Below are 21,559 nucleotides of genomic sequence, written 5' to 3'. Positions count from 1 at the left end.
CCGCGGCTAGCCTGCAAGCAGGCTCAAGGAGATGGACCATGCACGTGCTTCTGGTGATGGTGGGTGGGGTGTTGTTGTTGGGGGTATTCCTGCTCTTCGGGCGGCTGTGGAGCGTAGGCCAGTCACAGTTGCCCACGGCCCTGCTCGCGTTCATCGCCACCTGGCTGCTGGTGACGCTGGCCAACATGTGGGTGGGCGTGAGCAAGGCGGACTACGCCGTGCGGGAAGAACTGCCGATCCTGCTGCTGGTGTTCGCGGTGCCGGCCCTGCTGGCTGGACTGCTGTACTGGCGACTGGCGCGCTGAAGGACGGCCATGAGCACACGACTGAGACCGCCTGCCCTGCGCCAGCGCGATGGCCACCACGCCCGCGTGACCTACGAAGAGCTGTTCTTTGATCTGGTCTACGTCTTTGCGGTTACCCAGCTCAGCCACCATCTGCTGCATCACCTGGACCTGATCGGGGTGATGCAGACGCTGGTGCTGTGGTTCGCGGTCTGGCTGGGCTGGCAGTACGCCTGCTGGGTCAGCAACTGGTTCGATCCCGAGGCGCCACGCATCCGCAGCCTGCTGTTCGTCACCATGTTGCTGGCGCTGTTGATGTCCTCGTCCATTCCCGAGGCCTTCGCTGAACGCGCCTGGGTCTTCGCGGGGGCGTACGCCACCATGCAGGTCGGGCGCACGGCGTTCGTGCTGCTGGAGGTCGGTCGCAGCCATCCGTTGGCGCCCAATTTCCGACGCATGCTGGCGTGGGTGAGCGTGTCGGCCTGCTTCTGGCTGGCGGGCGCCGCCGCCGAGGGCAATCTGCGCCTGGCGTTGTGGGCGGTGGCGGTGGCCTGCGAATACATCTCGCCGATGTTCGGTTTCGCGTTTCCGGGCCTGGGCCGGTCGCACACCCGCGAGTGGACCATCGAAGGCGGGCACCTGGCCGAGCGTTGCCAGCTGTTCGTCATCGTCGCACTCGGCGAGACGCTGCTGGCTACCGGTGGCGTGCTCAGCGAGGTCGAGCAGTGGAGTGCTGCGGTGGTGTCTGCGGTGCTCGCCACCTTCGCCGGCACCATCGCCATGTGGTGGCTGTATTTCGGCATCTCCAGCCGCGACGCCACCGCGGCGATCACCCATTCCGAGGACCCCGGGCGGATGGGCGCCAATTTCCACTACGTGCATGCGCTGCTGATCGCCGGCATCATCGCCACCGCGGTGGGCAACGACCTGGTGATGGATCACCCGGAAGCGGCGGTGACGCCGGTATATGCAACGGTGCTGGTCGCCGGGCCGTTGATCTACCTGCTTGGCAGCGCCCTCTACAAGCGCGTTGTGTACGGGCGCCCCCCGTATTCGCATCTGTTCGGTGCCGTGGCGCTGGTCGTGTTGGGCGTGGTCCTGCCGCACACCCATCTGCTGGCCGCCGGTTGGCTGACCAGTGCGGTGCTGCTGGCCGTGGGCTTGATGGATACGCGGTTGAAGCGTCGCCTGCAGCGGGCGTGATCCGTTGCGTCAGCAAAGCGCTCCAGCTGCCATCGAACGCAAGCGCTGAGCAGTCGATTGACACTCGACTTCAGCACCGCTGCACAAGAAATGCTGGCAGGCTAGGCCAGCGCGGCGGCCATCGCTGCAAGCTTGCCCACCGTGTTCATGTTGCGGGCAGTGCCTTGCCGGGCATAGGACATCCGCAGGCGCGAGTCGGCCATGCCGGCGCCGTAGTGGATGAAGATCTCGCGCGTGCCGAGTGCGAGCTGTTCGTCGCGCCGGCCGGTCACGCCGTCCAGCGGGTCGGCGGGCAGGCTGCCGTCGAGGAACAGGGCGACCACACGGTTGCCGGCCGCCTGCGCAAACGGATTGCGTGCCACCACGCCGGCAATCTCGTTGGCCGAGCGCACCAGCACGCCCACCGGCTTGCCGGCATAGGCCTGGAGCCGCTGGCCGAGGGTCTGGCGCACGCCTGTTTCGTCGAGCGAGCTGCGCAACACCACGTTGCCGCTGGCGATGTACGTGCGGACATCGGCGAAGCCTGCGTCCTCACACATCGCCACCAGTTCGCGCATCGGCAGCTTGCCGGTGCCGCCGACGTTGACCGCGCGCAGCAAGGCGACGTGGACGTTCATGGCGTCCCCGCCTGCAGGCGGTCGTACATGCGTACCAGGTCAACCAGGGTGCGCGCGCCCATCTTGCGCATCACCTGCGCGCGGCGCACCTTCACCGTGATCTCGCTGACCCCGAGGTCGCTGGCAATCTGCTTGTTGAGCCGGCCGCGTACCACGCCATCGACCACCTCGCGCTCGCCGGCATTGAGGGTGTCCCAGCGTAGCTGCAGCGCGCCGAGTGCCTCGCCGTCGCGGCGGCGCTGGCGGTCGATCTCGATGCCCTTGTGGATGGCATCGAGCAGCTCCTGGTCACGGAAGGGCTTGGTCAGGAATTCGATGGCGCCATCCTTGATTGCGTTGACGCCCATGGCGATGTCGCCGTGGCCGGTGATGAACACCACCGGCAGCTGCAGGCCGTGGCTGCCCATCGTGCGATGGAATTCGAGGCCGCTCTGGCCGGGCATGCGCACGTCCAGCACCAGGCACGCCGGCGCGTCCTCCAGGTCGTGTTCGAGGAAGGCCTGGGTGGAGGCGAAGGCGCGCACCTGCAGGCCCATCGAGGCCAGCAGGTCTTCCAGTGCGGCACGCACCGACGGATCGTCGTCGACCACGTAGACGATGGGCGCTGGATCGATGGCTGGGGCAGCGGGCTTACGCATGTTGAACGTCCGAGGCGATGGGCAGGTCGAACACGAAGCAGGCACCGCCGCCTGCTGGTCGTTCGGCGCGGATCTGGCCGTCATTGGCTTCGATCATCGAACGGCTCAGGCTGAGGCCCAGTCCCAGCCCATGTGACTTGGTGGTCCAGAACGCATCGAATACACGCTCGGGATGATCGGCGGGCAGGCCCACGCCCCGGTCGCGCACGCTGAGACTGACCTGCTGGCCGTCACGCCGGGTCAGTAGTGACAGGCGACGGTCGGCTGCGGGTATGGCTTCCATTGCATCCACTGCATTGAGGATCAGGTTGCCGATCACCTGCTGCACCTGCACGCGGTCGGCGTGTACCGGCGGCAGGTCGGCGTCCAGCAGCAGCGCCACGGCCACGCCATGCTGGTCCAGCTCGCTGCGCGACAGCGCCAGCATTTCCTCCACCGCCTGGTTCAGGTCGAAGGCGCGTCGTTCCGGTGCCGCGCCCTGGGTCAGGCCGCGGATGCGGGCGATCACGTCACCGGCGCGGTGCGCGTCTGCCAGGATGCGGGCTACGGTCTGCCGGGCCTTGTCCACGTTCGGTGGGTCCTGTGCCAGCCAGCGCTGGCAGGCTTCGGCGCTGCTGGCGATGGCGGCCAGTGGCTGGTTGACTTCATGGGCGATGGAGGTGGTGAGCTCGCCCACGGTGGAGGCGCGTGCCACCCGCAGCAGGCGGCCCTGCGCTTCCTGCACGGCGGCCTTGGCCGCTTCCATGTTCAGAGCGAGATAGGTGGTGATGCCGATCACCAGCATGCCGATCACCGAGTTGACCAGGCCGATGCGGTAGGTACCGAAGCGGGTCAGGAAGAAGCTCAACCCGGTCAGCGCGATGCAGGCGATGGCCAGGGTGATGAGCCCGCGCGCACTCAGCACGCGCGACGCCGCGAGGATGACCGCTGCGTAGAAGCAGGCCGCAGCGACGGCGTAATCGGTGACGGTATCGATCAGGAAGATCGCCGCCATCACGACGATCAGGGCCAGCAGCACCAGCGGGCGGCGGGGCGACAGCGATGGCATCGGGGATGCTCCCGGGCGTGGGCGGAAAGGATAGCAAAGCCGGCATTGGTGGATGCCGACCTGGGTCGGCGTGCTCTTGTGTGGTGGGTGCCGACCGTTGGTCGGCACAAACCAGAGCGATGCCTGGTAGTGCCGGCCGCTGGCCGGCAACTGCACGGTGCTTCGGAGATCACGAGGTTGCCGGCCAGCGGCCGGCACTACCGCAGGGATGGACACGGTCTCTGAAGGTTCTGTGCCGACCAACGGTCGGCACCCACCAAAGCGATGCACGGTGCTTCGGAGATCACGAGGTTGCCGGCCAGCGGCCGGCACTACTCCTCCAGGCTGGCGTTCCAGAAGCCCTGCAGCACACCGGGCGTGGTCGCCAGGGTGGCCAGCACGGCATCGAGCTCACCGGCATCCACCGTGGTGGCATACAGCACCGCTTCGATCTCCACGTCGCGCTCGCCGAACGGGCGCTGGTCCACCGCGCGCACCGGGTACTGTGCCTGCTCAAGCAGCAGCAACAGCTGGTCCAGCACCTCGGCCTGCTGCTCGCGCTGGCAGACCACGTTGATCGCATAGGTCGCCTCGCTGAACGCTTCCGGCAGTGGCTGCCGCTGGATGCGGTTCACCACCGGCCGCAGCAGGGTGTTGGCGGCCAGCACGAAGACGGCGGCTAGGACCGCTTCCGGCAGCAGCTTGATACCTGCACATGCTCCCACCGCTGCCGATCCCCACAGGGTGGCGGCGGTGTTCAGGCCGGACACCTGCGCGCCGTCCTTCATGATCGCGCCGGCGCCGAGGAAGCCGACGCCGGAGATCACATAGGCCACCACATGCAGCGGCGAGGGTGGTCCGCCATACAGGTCATGGAAGCGCACGGCCAGGTCGACGAACACCGCCGCGCCCACCGCCACCAGCGTATTGGTACGCAGGCCGGCGGTGCGTTGGCGCAGCTGCCGTTCCAGGCCGATGGCCGTGCCCAGCACGAACGCCACCGACAGGCTGATCAGCGAACTCAGGGTTGCGCCGGCGTTGAACGCCGGCAGGTTCGGATTGATGTCCATTGTGATTCTCCCTGGACAAGGCGGCGGGCGCTTACTGCCAGCCGTAACGACGGATGTAGAACCGCTTCAGCGCAGTGGTCAGCACCGCATAGCCGAACAGGATCGCCACCAGGAACGGCCAGTAGCCGGCCGGCAGCGCCTGCAGCTTGAAGTAGCCGGCCAGCGGGCTCATCGGCAGGGCCACGCCAATGGCCATGATCAGGCCGGTCATCAGCAGCAGTGGAGGCGCGGCGATGCTCTGCAGGAACGGCAGCTTCGGCGTACGGATCATGTGCACGATCAGGGTCTGGGTGAGCAGGCCGACCACGAACCAGCCGGACTGGAACAGGCCCTGGTCGGCCGGCGTGCGCGCATCGAACACGTACCACATCAGCGCGAAACAGGTCAGGTCGAAGATCGAGCTGATCGGCCCGAAGAACACCATGAAGCGGCCGATGTCCGCCGGGTTCCACTTCAGTGGCTTGCGCACCAGCTCCTCGTCCACGTTGTCGAACGGGATGGCGATCTGCGAGATGTCGTACAGCAGATTCTGCACCAGCAGCTGCAGCGGCAGCATCGGCAGGAACGGCAGGAAGGCCGAGGCCACCAGCACCGAGAACACATTGCCGAAGTTGGAACTGGCGGTCATGCGGATGTATTTCAGCATGTTGTTGAACGTGCGCCGGCCCTGGATGACGCCTTCTTCCAGCACCATCAGGTTCTTTTCCAGCAGGATGATGTCGGCCGCCTCCTTGGCGATGTCCACCGCGCTGTCCACGCTGATGCCGATGTCGGCTGCGCGCAGCGCCGGTGCATCGTTGATGCCGTCGCCGAGGAAGCCGACCACCTTGCCCTGCGCGCGCAGCTCGCGTACCAGCCGCTCCTTGTGCAGCGGCGTCAGCCGGGCAAACACGCGATGGTGGTGCAGCGCCCGCGACAGCGCGCCGTCGTCCATGCGCTCGATCTGCGGGCCGGTCAGGATGGTGTCCGCGTCCAGCCCCACCTGTGCGCAGACACGGGCGGTCACCAGTTCGTTGTCGCCAGTGAAGACCTTGACCTCGACACCGTGTGCGGTCAGCGCCTGCAGCGCCTGCGCAGCCGATTCCTTCGGCGGGTCCAGGAAGGCCACGTAGCCGACCAGGGTCAGCCCGCATTCGTCGGCCTGCGAATAGGTGGTCTGGCTGGCAGCGGTCTCCTTCATCGCCACCGCCACCACGCGCAGGCCCTGCTCGTTCAGTTCCTCGGTGGTCTGCCGCACGCGGGCCAGGCGGTGCTCGTCCAGCGGCATGTCCTGGCCGTTCTCCCGCACGGTGCTGCACACCGCCAGCATCTCTTCCACCGCGCCCTTGCAGATCAGCTCATGGTGGTCCTCGCGCTCGGACACCACCACCGACATGCGGCGGCGCTCGAAGTCGAACGGGATCTCATCCACCTTGTGGTAGTCCTGCGAAAGCCGCAGCGAGCTCTGCAGCTCCACGTGTTCCAGCACCGCGCGGTCCAGCAGGTTGATCAGCCCGGTCTGGAAGTGGCTGTTGAGATAGGCGAACTTCAGCACGTCTTCCGAATCGTGGCCGAACACATCGGTGTGACGCTCCAGCGCGATCCTGTCCTGGGTGAGCGTGCCGGTCTTGTCGGTGCACAGCACTTCCATGGCGCCGAAGTTCTGGATCGCATCCAGGCGCTTGACGATCACCTTGCGCCGCGACAGCAGCACCGCACCCTTGGCCAGGGTGGAGGTGACGATCATCGGCAGCATCTCCGGCGTCAGGCCCACCGCCACCGACAGCGCGAACAGAAACGCCTCGGTCCAGTCACCCTTGGTCCAGCCGTTGATCAGCAGCACGAACGGCACCATCACCAGCGCGAAGCGGATCAGCAGCCAGCTGACACTGTTGACGCCGGCCTGGAATGCGGTCGGCGCACGGTCGGTGGCGGTGCTGCGCTGGGCCAACGTGCCGAAGTAGGTGCGGTTGCCGGTGGCCAGCACCACGGCGGTGGCCGTTCCGGACACCACATTGGTGCCCATGAACAGCAGGTTGTGCTGTTCCAGCAGGCCGGCCAGGCCGTCGCCCGGGTGCGCGAACTTTTCCACTGGCAGCGATTCGCCGGTCATCGCGGCCTGGGCGACGAACAGGTCCTTGGCGGTCAGTACGCGGCAATCGGCCGGAATCATGTCTCCGGCCGACAGCACGATGTGGTCGCCGGGCACCAGCTCGCGGATCGGCAGGTCCAGCAGGCGTGCCGGGCGACGGCTGTGCAGGTGCGCGCCGAAGTACTGGTCGGCCACATCGGCGGCCTCGGTGCCGGGATTGCGGCGCAGCACGCGCGCAGTGTTGCCGACCAGTGCCTTCAGCCGCTCGGCGGCACGGTTCGAACGCCCCTCCTGTACGAAGCGGATCAGCGTGGACAGCAATACCATCGCACCAATCACCACGGTGGCCTTGATGTCCTCGGTCAGCCAGGACACCGCCGCCAGCACGGTCAGCAGCAGGTTGAACGGATTGCGGTAGCACTGCCACAGGTGGCGCCACCACGGCAGCGGCTTTTCGTGATCCACCTCGTTGGGGCCGAGCGTGGCCAGCCGTTCCTCGGCCTCATGCGGGCTGAGGCCATCGGCATGCGACTCCAGTGTGGCCAGCAGCTCGGCTTCCTCCTGCTGGGCGAGGGTAACCAGGCCGGTGGTGAGCGCGAACGGCGCGGCCTCGGCGCTGCCCGGGCCAAAGCCGGCTTCGGGCATCGCGCGGCGGCGGAACAGGTTGCCTGCGCGACGGCTGCGCAGGAAGGCATTGAACCAGGCGTTGAGCAGGCTCATGGGACTCTCCTCGAATGTCAGAGCCGGCCGCGGCCGGAACACGAACGGAACGGATGGAACAGATCAGGCGTGGCGCATCGCCAGCACCGCCGGCGACCACGGCTGCATGTGCAGGCGCTGGCTGCCGCCGATGCATAGCGGCTTCATGGCATCGCGCAGCGGGTAGGGCAGATGGCGCAGCACGGTGATCCGCTCGCTGATCGGCAGCAGCGACAGCGCGTCGGCCACCACGCGCGGCGAACCGAGCGACAGCGAACGGGCGAACATCACGGGGCCGTGTTGCAACAGTTGGCTGCGCAGGCCGGCGACATCGCGCTCACCGATCAGGCGGCGCAGGGTGATGTAGAGGATCTTGTAGGACATGGGGGCGATCTCCAGGCAAGCAGCGCCTGGCGGTCCCCCGTCACTCAGGCAGGCAGGGACCGGCGGGCAGGCGCCAGGAACAGGCGGATTGCGTGCATCGGGGGCGCGGTGCGCCCGGCAGGGTCGGGGTCCATCTGCGTCTCCAGGAGGGGAGGGTGCCGGCCAGGATTGCCCTGGCCAATGGCGCTATTGTCCGCCCCTGAATGGGGCTGGCCTAGAGGCTCGTGGGTTAGCTGGGCTATACCTTGGTATTGCCGGGTGGTGTGACTGGCACCTGATACCCGGCCCCGTAGAGTCGACTGTGAATCGACTATCGCGCGCAGCGCGGGCCTCGAAGCAGTGTCGCCAACTGCAGTCGACTCACAGTCGACGCTACTACCTCGCACGGTGGGATGCCGGCCAGCGGCCGGCACTACCCACCTGTTCAGAAGCGGTCGGCAAAGGCATCTGTCGCGCGCACGAGCGCATCGACCGTGGCCGGCTCGTTGGCGCTGTGGCCGGAGGTCACCATCTCCAGCCGCGCTTCCGGCCAGGCCTTCGCCAGGTCCCACGCGCTGCGCGGCGGGCAGATGATGTCGTAGCGCCCCTGCACGATCACGCCGGGCAGGTGGCGGATGCGATCGATGTCGCGCAGCAACTGGTCGTTTTCCAGGAAGATGCCGTTGCGGAAGTAGTGCGCTTCGATACGGGCCTTGGCCAGCGTATCCAGCGGATCATCGGTGGATTGCGCATCCACGTCGTGCTGCAGGGTGGCGGCGTTGTCTTCCCAGCCCAGCCAGGCCTGCGCGGCTTCGATGCGGGTCGCCTCGTCCGGGCCGTCCATGCGCGCCCAGTAGGCCGCGATCATGTCGCTACGCTCGGCTTCCGGAATGTAGGCCTCATAGCGGTCCCAGCGCTCCGGGAAGATCCAGCGCGCACCCCCATCGGCCTCGGCGAACCAGCGGTTCTCCATTTCGCGGCCGAGGAACACGCCACGCACGATCAGGCCGGTGGCGCGCCCGGGATGCGCCTGCGCGTAGGCCAGTGACAGGGTCGAACCCCAGGAGCCGCCATAGACCAGCCAGCGTTCGATGCCCAGATGCTCACGCACCTTCTCGATATCGGCCACCAGGTCCTGCGTGGTGTTGTCGCGCAGCTCGCCGAACGGCGTGGAGCGGCCGCTGCCGCGCTGGTCGATCAACACGATGCGGTAGCGCGCCGGGTCGAAGAAGCGTCGATGGGTCGGCGAGATACCGGCGCCCGGGCCACCGTGCAGGTACACCACCGGAATGCCCTCCGGCGTGCCGCACTCTTCGATATGCAGCCTGTGCAGATCGCTCACCGGCAGGGTGAATTCGCGGTAGGGCTCGATGGCCGGGTACAGGGTGCGCATGGCGGGTGTCTCACAAGCAGGGGCGGCCAGCATAGCGCCGCCACCTGCGGCTTGCAGCGGTGGCCTCCTGCGCGGCGCTGGAAATGCGCTGGCCGATGCGCATAAGCTTCCGCGATGCAAGCGACCACGACCGGGACGACCACGTTCAACCTCACCCTCGGCAGTGGCGCACGCGAGCTGCTGAAGTGGATCGCGCTGCTGACCATGACCGGCGACCACGTGGCCAAGGTGGTCTTCGGCGGCTACGTGCCGGTGATCAGCGAACTGGGGCGTATTGCCTTCCCGCTGTTCGCGCTGGTGATGGCCTGCAACCTGGCCCAGCCCGGCGCCGACCTGCGCAAATCGATCCGCCGGCTCGCGCTATGGGGGCTGATCGCGCAGCCGTTGCACGCACTTGCGTTCGGTTCCTGGCTGCCGCTCAACATCCTGCTCACCTTCACCCTGGCGGTGGTGGCCGTGCATGCGCTTGCGAAAAATCGGCCTGTGCTGCTGTTGCTGGCTGCCGGCGTGCTGCCGATGTTCGTGGACTACCAGTGGGCCGGTGTTGGCGCCGTGCTGCTGGCCTGGATCGCGTTCCGGCATCGGGCGTGGTGGATGTTGCTGGTTGGGCTTGCAGCGGTGTGCGGGGTCAACCACAACGGCTGGGCAGTGCTGGCTGTTCCGGTGGTCGCGCTGGCGACGCGGGTGGCGTGGCGACTGCCGCGCTGGCGCTGGGTGTTCTATGGGTACTACGTGGGGCATCTGGCGGTGCTGGCGGTGGTGGCGCGCGTACTTTCGTGATCAGTGCGTGCGTGGTCATGCCTTGTGTCGGTAGATCCACGCCAGGCGTGGATGCGTTTGGCGGATCACCATGGAACCAGCCAGGCATGGCCTGGCTCTACAGTTTCCGGCAGATCCACGCCATGCGTGGATCCCGTTGACAGTTTGTCGTCCGGCTCAGAAATCCATCGTCGCAGAGAGCAACACCGTCCTCGGCGCACCCAGCGCCAGGCTTGAAAGCAACGGCATGCCCCAGTACGCCTTGTTGGTCACGTTGTTCACGCTGGCCCGCAGCGCAAGCGGTCGACCCGCCACGGTGGTGCTGTAGCGCGCGCCCATGTCGAACAACGTACGCCCCGGCACCGACAGGCTATTGTCGGCACTGATGTACTGCTTCGACATCGCCGTGGCATTGCCGGTCAAGGTGAGGCCCTGCAAGGTCGGCACATCCCATTCCACGCCCAGCTTGGCCTGCCGCTGCGCCACGGCGGTGGCGATGCGTCCTTCATTCACGCCGCCGGCCGTGCGGGTCAGCTTCGGCTGCACATAGGCCACGCCACCGAGCAGGCGCACGCCGTCCAGCGGTGCGCCGAAGAAGCCCCATTCCACGCCGCGGTTCCGCTGTTCGCCGCCAAACGAGAAGATATTCGTGACCGGGTCGGTGTAGCTGCTCGGACGCTTGATCTCGTACACGCTGAAGGTGTGCGCGAAGCTGCCCAGGTCAAGCTTCAGGCCCAGCTCTTTCTGCTTGGTGCGGAACGGTGCGAACACATCGCCGGCATTGGCAGCGGTCATCGGCGCGGTGGCGCCCTGGCTGAGGCCTTCGATATAGTTGGTGTAGAGGGAGAGCGTGCCGGTGGCCTTCACCAGCAGCGCCGCTGCCGGCGTGGTGGCGCTCTCGTCGTAGCGCGAGGTGCGCGCGCCGGTAGCGACGCTGAAGGTCTCGCTGACCACCTGCTGGCGACGCACGCCCAGCGTCAACTGCACGCGGTCATCGGCGAAGGAGAGGGTGTCGGCGAAGCCGAGGCTGTCCAGCGTCAGCTCGGTATGCGAGATGTGCGGTGCCACGAACGGTGCCGCAGGGCCCCACGCCGGGTTGTACAGATTGGTGGTCCAGTCCCAGCCCGGCACGCTGCGGCGGCCGTAGTCGTTCTGGGTGTGCTGGTAGTGGGTCACGTTGGCGGCCCACTGGTGGCCGACGCTGCCGGTGTGGAAGGAACCGCGCAGGCCGGCATCTCCGGACTGCTTCTTGATGTCGAAGGCGAGCTGGCCGATCACCGTGGTGAAGTCGCCAGCCGGATTGAGGATCTGCGCGCTGATCGAACCGTTGTAGCGGTAGTCGGTCTTGCTGGTGCCGTAGGCCAGATAGGCCATCAGGCTATCGTTGATATCCAGTTCGCCGCGCAGCATTGCGCCCTTGTCCTGGCTGTCCACGTAGGCCCAGTCCGGGTTGATCAGCGTATCGCCACGCGGCGGCCGCGGAATGGCCACGCCCGGTGCCAGGCCGACGCCACGTGCCGGGCCGTCCACGCGATCGTCGGCGCTGTACAGATCGGCCGACAGCCGCGCACGTTCGCCGCGCCAGTCCAGTGCCAGCGAACCGAGCTGTACCTTCTTGCGCTGCTTGCCGACGGCGCCGTCACCATCACGGTAGGCAAAGTTGAAGCGGATGCCGAACTGCTTGTCGGCACCGAGGCGGCGACCCATATCCACATGGGTGCCGAACTGCGCGTCGGAGGCGAAGTTGGCACTGACCCGCAGCAATGGCAGCTCACCCGCACGCTTGGGCACCAGGTTGACGCTGCCACCGACCGAGCCGCCCGGCGGCATGCCGTTGAGCAGCGCAGACGGTCCCTTCAGCACCTCGATGCGCTCGAACATTTCCGGCGAGGTGCGGTAGTAGGGCGCCATGCCGCTGAGGCCATTGAACGTGGTGTCGCTGGTGTTGGAGGCAAAGCCTCGGATCGCGTAGTTCTCGCTCCACGCACCGGTGACGCCGTTGCTGAACACCGTAGGGTCGGTGGCGGCGATGACGTCGGTCAGGTCCTTGGCCTGGCGATCACGGATGAAGGACTCGGTGTAGCTGACCGTACTGAACGGCGTGTCCATGAAGTCCTTGTCGCCGAGCAGGCCGACGCGGCTGCCGGCGGCCACTTGCCCGCCCGCATAGTCCGCAGTGACCCGGCGCTGTTCCTGCACCTGCACCGAGGGCAGGGTGGACGGTGCAGTGTCGGCCAGGGCGGCAAACGAGGCCAGCAGCCCTAACGCCAAGGCGGACACCCGATAACGCAGGTGCATGCCCGGCGGATGCATCAGGCCTGAGAATGCGGCAGCACGATGCTGTGCAGAAGTGAAGTTGTAAACGGTCATGCCAGAGTCCTGTGAATCGCAGGCGCGAGCGCGCCTGGCGCGCTGCCGACGGCAAGCACGGGGAGAGGGCGCAGCGCAGGGTTGTTGGCTGGGTGGGGACCTGGCGGGAGGTGAGCCATGGGCTCGATCACGGGCAGCGTGCTGGACGCCTTCCGAATTAGTTGAGTAAGTTAAACTAAATCAATCGAAGCGGACAAGAGGGTCCCTTTACTGGCACCCTCAGCAGGGTATGGACGCGCACCGTAAGAGCAGGCACCGTATGAGCACGCACCCCGATCCAACGGCGCCGAGCCGTGGCCGCCCGCCCACCATCACCCCGGAGCGCCTGGCCGACATCGGCATCCGTCTGGGCCTGCCCAACCTGACCATGGCCAACGTGGCCGCCGAACTGGCGGTGACCCAGGCAGCGCTGTACAAGCGCGTAGCCAACTTGGAGGCGTTGAAGCGCCTGGTGGCGGAGGCGGTGTTCCAGCGCTGGCAGATTCCTCGCGCGTCGGTCGACGCACCGGGTGGGCTGGAGGCCTACCTGATGGGGTTCGTGCAGTCACTGTGCGAAGTGGTGAAGGCGCATCCCGGGCTACCGCCCTACCTGCTGCGGCGCACGGTGGCGACCGCGCCGATGCTGGAAAAGATCGCATCGCACCAGGCGCACGTGGCCGAGGTGTTCGGCCTGCCGGTGGACAAGGCGCGCTGGCTGCTGGCCACGATCGCGTTCTACTGCATCGCCGGCGCCGACACGATCTACGCGATTGCGGACGACGAGGAGGGGCAGGTGATCACCGAGTTCAAGCAGGGCATGCGGGCGTTGGTGATCGGTTCGCTGGAGGTATCGCGGCTTCGGTAGATCCACGCCATGAGTGGATGATCGTGGCCGTTCACCATGACGCCAGCCAGGCATGGCCTGGCTCTACTGGACGGATCGCGTAGTGTCGAGAATACAATGCGGCTATGCCTGCCACGCCCACTCTCGATGATCTTCGCCGCTACGCGGTGGCGCGCACCCTGTTCAAGCCGACCACGCTGCTGACCGCGATCCGGCGGCTGGGCTTCGTGCAGGCCGACCCGATCCGGGCACCCGCTCGCGCGCAGGACCTGACCCTGCGCCACCGGGTGAAGGACTACCGCGCGGGCGATCTTGAGCGCCGCTACACGCGTCTGCCGGTGGAAGAGGATTGCCTGGTGAACTACGGCTTCCTGCCGCGCGAGCATCTGGCGCTGATGCACCCACGGGTTTCCAAGCGCGAGTGGGATGCCGAGACCCATCGCCGTGCGGCCGATGTGCTGGCCTTTGTGCGCGAGCGTGGCAGCGTGCACCCACGCGAGGTCGACCAGGCGTTCGCGCATGGGCGGGTGACCAACTACTGGGGCGGCACCAGCAATGCCAGTACCCATCTGCTGGACGGCATGCACTACCGCGGCCTGCTGCGCGTGCAACGGCGCGACAGCGGTACGCGCATCTACGCGGTGGCCGATCATGCCGAGCCCGATTCCAGCGAACAGGCGCAGATCGAACGTGCTGCCGCCCTGATCGATCTGGTGGTGCGCAAGTACGCACCGCTGCCTTCGGCCGGCCTGACCTATCTGGTGCGCCTGCTGGGCCATGGCGCTCCGCACCTGGCCGAGCAGACCCGCAAGGCATTGGCACTGGCCAAGCAGCAGCTGGCCAGCTGCACGTTGGAGGGCACCACCTGGTACTGGCCGGCGGACGAAAATCCGCGCTCGCGCCGCCATGCGCCGGACGAACAGGTGCGCCTGCTGGCGCCGTTCGATCCGGTGGTGTGGGACCGCCGCCGTTTCGAGTTGCTGTGGGATTGGGTGTACAAGTTCGAGGCGTACACGCCTGCACCGAAGCGCCAGTATGGCTACTACGCACTGCCGGTGTTGTGGCACGACCAGGTGGTGGGCTGGGCCAACCTGAGCATACGCGAAGGTGAGTTGGTGTCGAACGTGGGCTATGCCGGCAAGTCGCTGGCCCGCGACAAGGTATTTCGTGGCGCGCTGGACGACGAGCTGCAGCGCATGGCGGAGTTCCTGTAGCGCCGAGCGGCGCATGGGTAGCCATCGCGCCCGGTAGTCGCCAACCTTGGTTGGCGCTGGCTTCCATCGGTGCCCACCAAGGTGGGCATCTACCGGTCAAGCGGCGTCCTTGTGGTCCGCATCGTCCATGCCGGGGCTGACTCGCCGGCCGATGTCCTTCAGCCGCGCGAGCTGATCCACCATCGACGGTGCATCGTCCAGGCTGCCGGCGGAAGTCCACAGATAGGTCATCACCGCATAGACGTGACCGGGGGTAACGCCATCGGTGGTGGCAAGGCGGCCGATGGTCAGTGCGAACAGGGCCGCTGCCGTCGCGCCGACGGCCAGCACGGCGCCGGCTTCGCGATCGGAGAGCAGGATGCGCAGGCGTGACAGCGTGGTGTAGTGACGGCGCAAAACCGAGGGACTGACCCGGTCCACCAGTCGGATTTCCTGTTCCAGGCGGTTGTTGAGGCGCCCATGCAACTGCTCGTTGCGACGCGCGAACGACGGCAGCAGCAGGAGAGCACCGAACAGCGCGAGGAGAGCGGCTCCACCGACCAGCGGTTCAATTGCGAGCAGCATGACCGCAGCGCCAAACATGGATACCAGTGCGGTGGCGATGATCGGCACGTGCTTTTCGAAGAAGTCGACGAACTCGCGGGCCAGAACGACGCGGGCCGCCGAAGTGGAGGTGGCCTGGCCCAAACGGCGCTGCGCCTGCACCACGTTCACTGCCAGATCGGCATAGATGCGGGTAAACGTCCGGGTATCGACCGCACGGCGGGCGGCACCGACCAACCAGAACAGCAGCACTACGCCGGCGTAGGAGATGGCATGGCCGATGTTGCCGCGGATGATGGCATCCACCGCGAAGCCGGCGAACAGCGGATAGGCCAGCAGCAGCGCGTTTTCCAGTGCCACCAGCGAGAACGTGCCGGTGAGCTGCCAGGGGTAGGTGCGCAGGATGGCCTTCAGGGTGGCGGCCGCATTCTGCTGGCCGATGCTGCCGGCGGCGGCCGCTGGATCGTGGGGGTGTTTCATGGAATGCCTGGGTGGGTCGGGGGTAGAGTCGACTGTTGGTCGACTGCTCTTTGCGAACTGCTGGAAGAACCCGCGCTTGCGCGCGCAAGTCGCCTGACAGTCGACTCTACCCAGGCAGTTCCGGCATTTCGGGCTTTCCAGGGCAGCGATGGCCCTCAACGACGCGCGTGCACCGGCCAGCGGATCTCGAACGCGCTACCACCGCGTTCGGTCGCCCTGCATCGCGCCGTTCCGTGATGGGCCACGGCAATCGCGCGCACCACCGCCAGGCCAAGCCCGGAGCCACCGCTCTGCCGTGAGCGCGACACATCGGTGCGCTGGAAGGCTTCGAAAATGCTGTCGCGCAGGTCGTCCGGCACACCGGGGCCACCATCCTCAACGGTCACGGTGCAATGGCCTTCGGCCAGCGTGACGCGAACCCGGAGGGGGCAGGGGATGGCATGGCGTCGTGCATTCTCCAGCAGCGCCAGCACCGCCTGGCGGATGCGTGCCGGATCGCAGTCGGCAAGCGACGGCCGTGCATCCAATGTCACCGAGAATCCACTCTCGGTCAGCGCCTCGGACATCGCTTCGACCACCGCCGCCACCTGCACGCTGACATCGCTGCGCTGCAGGCGCAGATCCAGGTGACCGCTTTCGGCAAGGCTCACCACGCGCAGGTCTTCGATGATGCGGGTCAGGCCCTCCAGCTGGGTGAGCATGCTGTTGAACTGCTCCGGCCCGGGCTCGAACACGCCTTCGGCGATGCCCTGCAGGCGGCCGCGCAGGATGGTCATCGGCGTGCGCAGTTCGTGTGCGATCGCTGCATTCCAGAACACGCGGTTCTCGGACATCCGGCTGAGCCGCTCGGCCATGGAGTTGAAGTCGCTGACCAGTGTGGCGGCCTCGGCCATCGAGGTGTCGCCGCCGCGCGCACGCGCCTCAAGATCACCGCTGGCGACGCGACGCAGGCTTTCGGCCACCGAGTTCAGCGGGGTGATGATGCGCCGGGTCAGGCGCGAGGCGATCAACGTGGCCAGTGCCACCACCACGGTGGCGGTCAGGCCGATCCACAGCCACTCCAGCCCTGACGGCATGATGGTTTCCGGCTCGTCATACCAGCGTGGATAGAACACCTCCATGAGGTAATAGAACAGGTAGAAACCGCTGATCGACAGTACGGTCGAGCACAGCGATGCGACCGTGATGGATAGCGTGATCTGGCGCCCGATGCTCTTGCCTTTGCGGTTCATCGGTTCAGTCCAGGAAGCGGTAGCCGACACCGCGGATGGTGGCGGGAATGCCGATGATGCCGACGTCCTCGAGCTTGCGGCGCAGCTTGCTGACGTGGCTGTCCACGGTGCGCTCCTGCGCATCGCCTTCCGGCAGGCAGGTCTGGAGAAGATCCAGCCGGCTGTGCACCATGCGCGGTGCGCGCGCCATGTGTACCAGCAGACGGAACTCGGTGAGCGTGAAACTCAGAGCATGCACGTGGTCATCGGTGCGCACGGTGACTTCATGGCTGCGCAGGTCGATCTCGAACGGCCCCTGCCGGATCAGCCCGTTGGGTTCTTCTGCAATGGGCTTCGCGCTACGGCGCAGCACCGCCTGGATGCGGGCGACGATCTCGGCGGGATTGAATGGCTTGGCCACGTAGTCGTCGGCACCGACGCGCAGGCCAGTGAGCTTGTCCACGTCCTGGTCCAGTGCGGTGAGCATGATCACCGGGGTGTTGCCGCGCCGGCGCAACTCGCTCAGCACCTGCCAGCCGTCCATCTTCGGCATCTGCACGTCCAGCAGCACCAGGTCGGGGCGCAGCTGGCGGTGGCTGGTGAGGGCGGCTTCGCCGTCGGCGGCGCGGGCGCTGCGCAGCCCGGAGCGGGCCAGGTAGGCGCCGAGAATGTCGGCGATTTCGCCTTCATCTTCGGCAATCAGCACCAGGGGCGCCTGGCGCGTGCGGGCGTCGGATTTCATTGCATGCTGCGGTTTCAAGTGAGGAATGGGAAACGCCGGCGACGGTGTCATCGTGGCCGTTCCAGGGTCTGCGCTTCTTCGTGGGCGGCCCAGGCCAGGGTGGCCAGCACCAGCGTGTGCTGCAGGGCGGGCGCCAGTGTTGCGGTCGCGCGCAGGTGCTGTGCGAGCAGGGTCGATACGGCCGCAGGCAGCTTGCTCCACCGTGATTCCATGCCCGTTGCGTCCACCCGGTCCTGCAGGCGGCGGGCCATGTGGACCAAGGCCCGCAGGCGCAGGGCAAGCAACGCAGCCACCAGGACAGCCGCCATCCCTGCTGGCATGAGGCTCACGTCAGCGGCGGAGGCGGACCAGGCCGCGAGGCCGATCAGCGACGCCGACGCCAGGGTGCCCGCGCGCGCCGAATGACCGGGGCCTTCGCTGCGGAACCACACCAACGCGGCGGCACCGGCGCCCGCCAGCAGGGGCGGCGCCGGGTTCGCGCTGGCAAGCATCCAGGCACTGGTCGACGCCAGCACCAGTGCAAGCAGCCACGGCGAAGGCGCGCACCAGGCAAGGTAGGCGCGGCGGACATCGATGGGAGGCAGGTCTGGAAACGGAAGGGACACGGCGGGAGCGCAGTCGGCGAGGCCGACAAGGCTAGGAGCCGTTGATGGAGACTTGGTCGAGATTGTGTCGAGATTTCGTGGACGCGATCCGTGCCGTTCAGGAGCGGGCCCCGTGCCTGAACGGATGTGCGGCCTCCATGCAATCTCCACAGTGGCTCCAAGAAACATCCACCACCACCTCCCAGACTGCGGCTTCTGCGGTCACATCCGGTGGCTGCGTGCATGCGAGCCTTCCGATGAACAACCGCAGGACCTGGATCATTGCCGCAATCGTTGCGCTTCTTGCAGGCGGCACCGGCTGGTGGCTGTTCGCCGAAAGTGATGATGCCGCGCTGATCACGGCCCCGGCAAGGGTGGCGGACCTGGAAAGGACCGTGCAGGCCGTTGGCCGGGTCAACCCCAAGGAACTGGTGGCGGTGGGTGCGCAGGTATCGGGCCAGGTCAAGCGCCTGCATGTGGTGTTGGGCCAGCGTGTGCACGCTGGTGATCTGATTGCCGAAGTGGATTCGCAGCCGCAGCGCATCGCCCTGCGCAGCGCCGAAGCGGCTGCCAATGCGCTGCGTGCCCAGCATGCCGCCAGCCTGGCGCGCTACGCCCAGGCCATCCGCGTGCATGAGCGCCAGTCGCAGCTGGTGGCGTCTCGGCTGGTCTCGCAGGAAGGTTTCGAGTCCGCGCGGGTGGCGCGCGAAGCGGCGCGCTCTGACGTCGCAGCGCTGCAGGCCCAGATCGAGCAGGCGCTGACCCAGGTGGAAACGGCGCGGATCAACCTGGGCTACACCCGCATCGTCTCACCTTCCGATGGCTACATCGTGGCCATCGTCACCAAGGCCGGGCAGACGCTGAACTCGATGCAGACCACGCCGACCATCGTAATGCTGGCACAGATGGACACGATGACGGTTCGCACCGAGATCGCGGAGGCCGACGTGGAGCTGATCGCGCCTGGCCAACCCCTGTGGTTCTCTACGCTGGGGCCGGGCGGACGCCGCTACGAATCGCATCTGCAGCAGCTTGAACCTGCGCCATCGTCGATTGCCGATGTGGCCACCGGCAACACGGGTGGATCGGCGCAGACGCCGAAGGCGGTGTACTACGCCGGGCTGTTTGACGTACCCAATCCAGGCCTGAAACTGAAGCCGTCGATGACGGTGAAGGTGACGATCCAGCTGGCGCGCGCCGCCAACGCGCTGCAGGTGCCGTTGACAGCAGTGTCCGAGAGCGATGACAAGGCGGGCAACCGCGCGACTGTACAGGTGATCGACGCCAAGGGCCGTGCCCGCGAGCGCGCGGTGACGACCGGCCTGCGCACAGCTACTGCGGTGCAGATCCTGTCCGGCCTCAAGGCAGGCGAGAACGTGGTGGTCGGGCAGGCGCCCAGTGGCGCGGAAGCCGAGCCCACCAGCCTGCTGGGGATGTGAGCATGGCCGACGCGCTGCTGGAACTGCATGGCGTATCGCGCGCCTACCGCTCGGCCGCCGGCGAGGTGGTGGTGTTGAAGGACGTGTCGCTGCGCATCGCGGCGGGCGAGTTCATCGCCATCATCGGCCCGTCCGGTTCGGGAAAATCCACGCTGATGAACATCCTGGGCTGCCTGGACCGGCCAACCGAAGGCAGCTACCGCGTGCACGGCGCCGCAACCGAGCAGATGTCGCCCGATGAACTGGCGCACCTGCGTCGCGATCATTTCGGCTTCATCTTCCAGCGCTACAACCTGATGGAGAACCTGAGCGCCACCGAGAACGTGGCCTTGCCCGCCGTCTATGCCGGGGTGGAGGCCGATGCGCGCACCACGCGTGCCCGCCTGCTGCTGGAAACGCTTGGCCTGGGCGAGCGCACCACGAACCGGCCCAGCCAGCTGTCCGGCGGCCAGCAGCAGCGCGTTTCCATTGCGCGTTCGCTGATGAACGGCGGCGCCATCGTGCTGGCCGACGAGCCGACCGGCGCGCTGGATCATGCCAGCGGCAGTCAGGTGATGGTCGAACTCAAGCGCCTGCATGCGCAGGGCCATACCGTGATCCTGGTGACCCATGATGCGGCGATTGCCGCGCACGCTTCACGCGTGATCGAGATCGCGGACGGCCGGGTCGTATCCGACCGTGGTACGGGTGATCCTGCGGTTGCACGCAAGGCCGTCGCGCCCGAGCGCAGCACGGAACCGGGCGCCGAGCGCCGCGCGCGCCTGGATGCGACCAGGGAAGCGGCACGGATGGCGGTACGTTCGATGCTGGCCCATCGCCTGCGCACCTTGCTGACCATGCTGGGCATCATCATCGGCGTGGCTGCGGTGGTGACCGTGGTCGCGTTGGGCAAGGGCGCACAGGCGCAGGTCGAGTCACAGATCAACGAACTGGGTGCCAGTACGCTGGAGATCTTCCCGGGTGCGGATTTCGGCGACCCGCGCTCGGCCGAGATCGAAACGCTGGTCGTGGACGATGCCGATCACCTGGCCGCATTGAGTTACGTAGACAGCGTAAGCCCCAACCTGAGCAGCTCGGTGGCCGCTCTGCAGGGCAACCGGCGCGCCAACACACAGGTGCTTGGCGTGGGCGCTGATCTACCCCGTGTGCGCGGGCTGCGCCTGAAGGCGGGCCGGTTCTTCACCGATGCCGAGGTGGAGGCGCATCGCGCGGTGGCCGTGCTCGACCAGAAGGCGGCCAAAGCACTGTTCAACGGCAATCCGATCGGCGGCACGGTACTGCTGGGCGGCATGCCGGTGGACGTGATCGGGGTGGTGGGTGCCAGTGCATTCGCAGGCGGCGCGACGCCCACGGTCTACGTGCCTTACACCTCGGCGGCCTCGCGCCTGCTTGGCAGCCAGCGGCTGGAGAGCATCACCGTACGCGTGCGCGATGACGTACCAACCCGTGCAGCTGAAGCCTCGCTGGGCGCAGAGCTGCAGCGGCTGCATGGGCGCCGCGATTTCTTCATCTACAACTCGGACCAGATCCGCAAGGCGGTGATGAAGTCCAGCCAGACCATGGCGGCGCTGGTCTCGGCGATTGCGGCGGTGGCGCTGGTGGTCGGTGGCGTGGGCGTGATGAACATCATGCTGGTGTCGGTGAAGGAGCGCGTGCGCGAGATCGGTGTGCGGCTGGCAGTGGGGGCCCGGCAGGGCGACATCCTGCGTCAGTTCCTGATCGAGGCCGTATTGATCTGCCTGTTCGGTGGGGTGCTGGGCGTGTTGTCCGCGTTGGGTGTGGGAGCCTTGTCCAGTCTGCTGTCACTGGGCGTGCCGTTCCAGTTCACGCCTGGGCCGGTGCTCGCCGCGCTGGCATGTTCGTCGGCAATCGGGCTCGGTTTTGGCTACTTCCCGGCCCGCAATGCCGCGCAGCTGGACCCGATCCAGGCATTGGCGGCGGAGTAGCGTCGTCCGCGGTGGCATCGTAGAGCCGGGCCCGCGCTCGGCTGCTCTCCATTCAGACCGCGATGCGCCCTGCGCCGCGCGCA

At 67.0% G+C, this 21,559-nt stretch carries 19 protein-coding genes; 7 read left to right on the top strand and 12 right to left on the bottom strand.

What is annotated here, in order from left to right:
* The first annotated feature begins 38 nt into the window (after positions 1 to 38).
* Entirely contained in the window at positions 39 to 305 is a 267-nt protein-coding gene (locus tag Q9Q79_RS11110; protein ID WP_005409816.1) for a hypothetical protein, read from the top strand.
* A 9-nt stretch (positions 306 to 314) separates the two neighbouring features.
* The gene (locus Q9Q79_RS11105) at positions 315 to 1,487 is read left to right on the top strand and encodes a low temperature requirement protein A (RefSeq protein WP_201861992.1); all 1,173 of its coding nucleotides are present in this window, start codon (positions 315 to 317) and stop codon (positions 1,485 to 1,487) included.
* A 101-nt stretch (positions 1,488 to 1,588) separates the two neighbouring features.
* On the opposite strand, the gene Q9Q79_RS11100 is transcribed toward Q9Q79_RS11105, so the two are convergent.
* The 7 genes from Q9Q79_RS11100 to pip form a co-directional block, all read right to left on the bottom strand.
* Positions 1,589 to 2,104 (bottom strand): DUF1697 domain-containing protein, encoded by a 516-nt coding sequence (locus tag Q9Q79_RS11100; RefSeq protein ID WP_201861993.1) that lies wholly within the window; start codon positions 2,102 to 2,104, stop codon positions 1,589 to 1,591.
* Positions 2,101 to 2,742, bottom strand: a complete 642-nt coding sequence (locus tag Q9Q79_RS11095; RefSeq protein WP_201861995.1) for a response regulator — start codon at positions 2,740 to 2,742, stop codon at positions 2,101 to 2,103. Before Q9Q79_RS11095 ends, Q9Q79_RS11100 begins: the two co-directional genes overlap by 4 nt.
* Positions 2,735 to 3,790, bottom strand: coding sequence for an ATP-binding protein (locus tag Q9Q79_RS11090; RefSeq protein WP_201861997.1), 1,056 nt, complete (start codon positions 3,788 to 3,790; stop codon positions 2,735 to 2,737). Before Q9Q79_RS11090 ends, Q9Q79_RS11095 begins: the two co-directional genes overlap by 8 nt.
* 311 nt (positions 3,791 to 4,101) lie before the next feature.
* Positions 4,102 to 4,839 (bottom strand): MgtC/SapB family protein, encoded by a 738-nt coding sequence (locus tag Q9Q79_RS11085; protein WP_049448085.1) that lies wholly within the window; start codon positions 4,837 to 4,839, stop codon positions 4,102 to 4,104.
* A 31-nt stretch (positions 4,840 to 4,870) separates the two neighbouring features.
* Positions 4,871 to 7,630 carry a magnesium-translocating P-type ATPase gene (gene mgtA / locus Q9Q79_RS11080; RefSeq protein WP_201862002.1) on the bottom strand — a complete coding sequence of 920 codons (2,760 nt, stop codon included), beginning with the start codon at positions 7,628 to 7,630 and terminating at the stop codon, positions 4,871 to 4,873.
* A 63-nt stretch (positions 7,631 to 7,693) separates the two neighbouring features.
* On the bottom strand, positions 7,694 to 7,993 hold the full coding sequence (locus Q9Q79_RS11075) for a hypothetical protein (RefSeq protein WP_005409807.1): 300 nt from the start codon (positions 7,991 to 7,993) through the stop codon (positions 7,694 to 7,696).
* A gap of 424 nt (positions 7,994 to 8,417) precedes the next feature.
* Positions 8,418 to 9,365: a prolyl aminopeptidase gene (gene pip, locus Q9Q79_RS11070; RefSeq protein ID WP_111197015.1), complete on the bottom strand. Its 948-nt coding sequence runs from the start codon at positions 9,363 to 9,365 to the stop codon at positions 8,418 to 8,420.
* A 114-nt stretch (positions 9,366 to 9,479) separates the two neighbouring features.
* Here pip and Q9Q79_RS11065 point away from each other — a divergent pair, with 114 nt between their 5' ends.
* Positions 9,480 to 10,145 (top strand): TraX family protein, encoded by a 666-nt coding sequence (locus tag Q9Q79_RS11065; protein WP_111197013.1) that lies wholly within the window; start codon positions 9,480 to 9,482, stop codon positions 10,143 to 10,145.
* 156 nt (positions 10,146 to 10,301) lie between these two features.
* Here Q9Q79_RS11065 and Q9Q79_RS11060 read toward each other — a convergent pair whose 3' ends face one another.
* Positions 10,302 to 12,494 carry a TonB-dependent siderophore receptor gene (locus Q9Q79_RS11060; protein WP_201862003.1) on the bottom strand — a complete coding sequence of 731 codons (2,193 nt, stop codon included), beginning with the start codon at positions 12,492 to 12,494 and terminating at the stop codon, positions 10,302 to 10,304.
* Between the two features lie 259 nt (positions 12,495 to 12,753).
* Here Q9Q79_RS11060 and Q9Q79_RS11055 point away from each other — a divergent pair, with 259 nt between their 5' ends.
* Together Q9Q79_RS11055 and Q9Q79_RS11050 are read left to right on the top strand one after the other, a co-directional pair.
* A complete protein-coding gene (locus Q9Q79_RS11055) occupies positions 12,754 to 13,338 on the top strand; it encodes a TetR/AcrR family transcriptional regulator (protein ID WP_044570285.1) in 585 nt (194 codons plus the stop codon).
* Positions 13,339 to 13,442: 104 nt separating this feature from the next.
* Positions 13,443 to 14,531 carry a crosslink repair DNA glycosylase YcaQ family protein gene (locus Q9Q79_RS11050; protein WP_201862005.1) on the top strand — a complete coding sequence of 363 codons (1,089 nt, stop codon included), beginning with the start codon at positions 13,443 to 13,445 and terminating at the stop codon, positions 14,529 to 14,531.
* A gap of 96 nt (positions 14,532 to 14,627) precedes the next feature.
* On the opposite strand, the gene Q9Q79_RS11045 is transcribed toward Q9Q79_RS11050, so the two are convergent.
* From Q9Q79_RS11045 to Q9Q79_RS11030, 4 genes are all read right to left on the bottom strand, one after another.
* Positions 14,628 to 15,554 (bottom strand): ABC transporter six-transmembrane domain-containing protein, encoded by a 927-nt coding sequence (locus tag Q9Q79_RS11045; protein ID WP_201862006.1) that lies wholly within the window; start codon positions 15,552 to 15,554, stop codon positions 14,628 to 14,630.
* Between the two features lie 155 nt (positions 15,555 to 15,709).
* On the bottom strand, positions 15,710 to 16,786 hold the full coding sequence (locus Q9Q79_RS11040) for an ATP-binding protein (protein WP_005413562.1): 1,077 nt from the start codon (positions 16,784 to 16,786) through the stop codon (positions 15,710 to 15,712).
* Between the two features lie 4 nt (positions 16,787 to 16,790).
* Complete coding sequence (locus tag Q9Q79_RS11035; protein ID WP_201862008.1) at positions 16,791 to 17,507, bottom strand: response regulator; 717 nt, start codon at positions 17,505 to 17,507, stop codon at positions 16,791 to 16,793.
* 47 nt (positions 17,508 to 17,554) lie between these two features.
* Positions 17,555 to 18,112, bottom strand: a complete 558-nt coding sequence (locus Q9Q79_RS11030) for a hypothetical protein (RefSeq protein WP_235651781.1) — start codon at positions 18,110 to 18,112, stop codon at positions 17,555 to 17,557.
* A gap of 236 nt (positions 18,113 to 18,348) precedes the next feature.
* Between Q9Q79_RS11030 and Q9Q79_RS11025 the strand changes: the two genes are divergently transcribed.
* Complete coding sequence (locus tag Q9Q79_RS11025) at positions 18,349 to 19,530, top strand: efflux RND transporter periplasmic adaptor subunit (protein WP_043033373.1); 1,182 nt, start codon at positions 18,349 to 18,351, stop codon at positions 19,528 to 19,530.
* Positions 19,531 to 19,532: 2 nt separating this feature from the next.
* A complete protein-coding gene (locus tag Q9Q79_RS11020) occupies positions 19,533 to 21,476 on the top strand; it encodes a MacB family efflux pump subunit (protein ID WP_099474041.1) in 1,944 nt (647 codons plus the stop codon).
* Positions 21,477 to 21,559 lie beyond the last annotated feature (83 nt).

Origin of the sequence: Stenotrophomonas sp. a6 (assembly GCF_030913325.1) — a bacterium.
Lineage (GTDB): Bacteria > Pseudomonadota > Gammaproteobacteria > Xanthomonadales > Xanthomonadaceae > Stenotrophomonas > Stenotrophomonas maltophilia.
Note: the sequence above shows the minus strand (reverse complement) of the source record. Positions and strands in the feature narration are given on the sequence as shown.

What these genes read in the sequence shown, in the direction of transcription:
- Q9Q79_RS11040 (WP_005413562.1), bottom strand. Translation starts at nt 16,786, where the DNA reads ATGAACCGCAAAGGCAAGAGCATCGGGCGCCAGATCACGCTATCCATC.
- Q9Q79_RS11020 (WP_099474041.1), top strand. Translation starts at nt 19,533, where the DNA reads ATGGCCGACGCGCTGCTGGAACTGCATGGCGTATCGCGCGCCTACCGC.
- Q9Q79_RS11060 (WP_201862003.1), bottom strand. Translation starts at nt 12,494, where the DNA reads ATGACCGTTTACAACTTCACTTCTGCACAGCATCGTGCTGCCGCATTC.
- pip (WP_111197015.1), bottom strand. Translation starts at nt 9,365, where the DNA reads ATGCGCACCCTGTACCCGGCCATCGAGCCCTACCGCGAATTCACCCTG.
- Q9Q79_RS11065 (WP_111197013.1), top strand. Translation starts at nt 9,480, where the DNA reads ATGCAAGCGACCACGACCGGGACGACCACGTTCAACCTCACCCTCGGC.
- Q9Q79_RS11090 (WP_201861997.1), bottom strand. Translation starts at nt 3,790, where the DNA reads ATGCCATCGCTGTCGCCCCGCCGCCCGCTGGTGCTGCTGGCCCTGATC.
- Q9Q79_RS11105 (WP_201861992.1), top strand. Translation starts at nt 315, where the DNA reads ATGAGCACACGACTGAGACCGCCTGCCCTGCGCCAGCGCGATGGCCAC.
- mgtA (WP_201862002.1), bottom strand. Translation starts at nt 7,630, where the DNA reads ATGAGCCTGCTCAACGCCTGGTTCAATGCCTTCCTGCGCAGCCGTCGC.
- Q9Q79_RS11035 (WP_201862008.1), bottom strand. Translation starts at nt 17,507, where the DNA reads ATGAAATCCGACGCCCGCACGCGCCAGGCGCCCCTGGTGCTGATTGCC.
- Q9Q79_RS11075 (WP_005409807.1), bottom strand. Translation starts at nt 7,993, where the DNA reads ATGTCCTACAAGATCCTCTACATCACCCTGCGCCGCCTGATCGGTGAG.
- Q9Q79_RS11110 (WP_005409816.1), top strand. Translation starts at nt 39, where the DNA reads ATGCACGTGCTTCTGGTGATGGTGGGTGGGGTGTTGTTGTTGGGGGTA.
- Q9Q79_RS11085 (WP_049448085.1), bottom strand. Translation starts at nt 4,839, where the DNA reads ATGGACATCAATCCGAACCTGCCGGCGTTCAACGCCGGCGCAACCCTG.
- Q9Q79_RS11050 (WP_201862005.1), top strand. Translation starts at nt 13,443, where the DNA reads ATGCCTGCCACGCCCACTCTCGATGATCTTCGCCGCTACGCGGTGGCG.
- Q9Q79_RS11100 (WP_201861993.1), bottom strand. Translation starts at nt 2,104, where the DNA reads ATGAACGTCCACGTCGCCTTGCTGCGCGCGGTCAACGTCGGCGGCACC.
- Q9Q79_RS11055 (WP_044570285.1), top strand. Translation starts at nt 12,754, where the DNA reads ATGAGCACGCACCCCGATCCAACGGCGCCGAGCCGTGGCCGCCCGCCC.
- Q9Q79_RS11025 (WP_043033373.1), top strand. Translation starts at nt 18,349, where the DNA reads ATGAACAACCGCAGGACCTGGATCATTGCCGCAATCGTTGCGCTTCTT.
- Q9Q79_RS11095 (WP_201861995.1), bottom strand. Translation starts at nt 2,742, where the DNA reads ATGCGTAAGCCCGCTGCCCCAGCCATCGATCCAGCGCCCATCGTCTAC.
- Q9Q79_RS11045 (WP_201862006.1), bottom strand. Translation starts at nt 15,554, where the DNA reads ATGAAACACCCCCACGATCCAGCGGCCGCCGCCGGCAGCATCGGCCAG.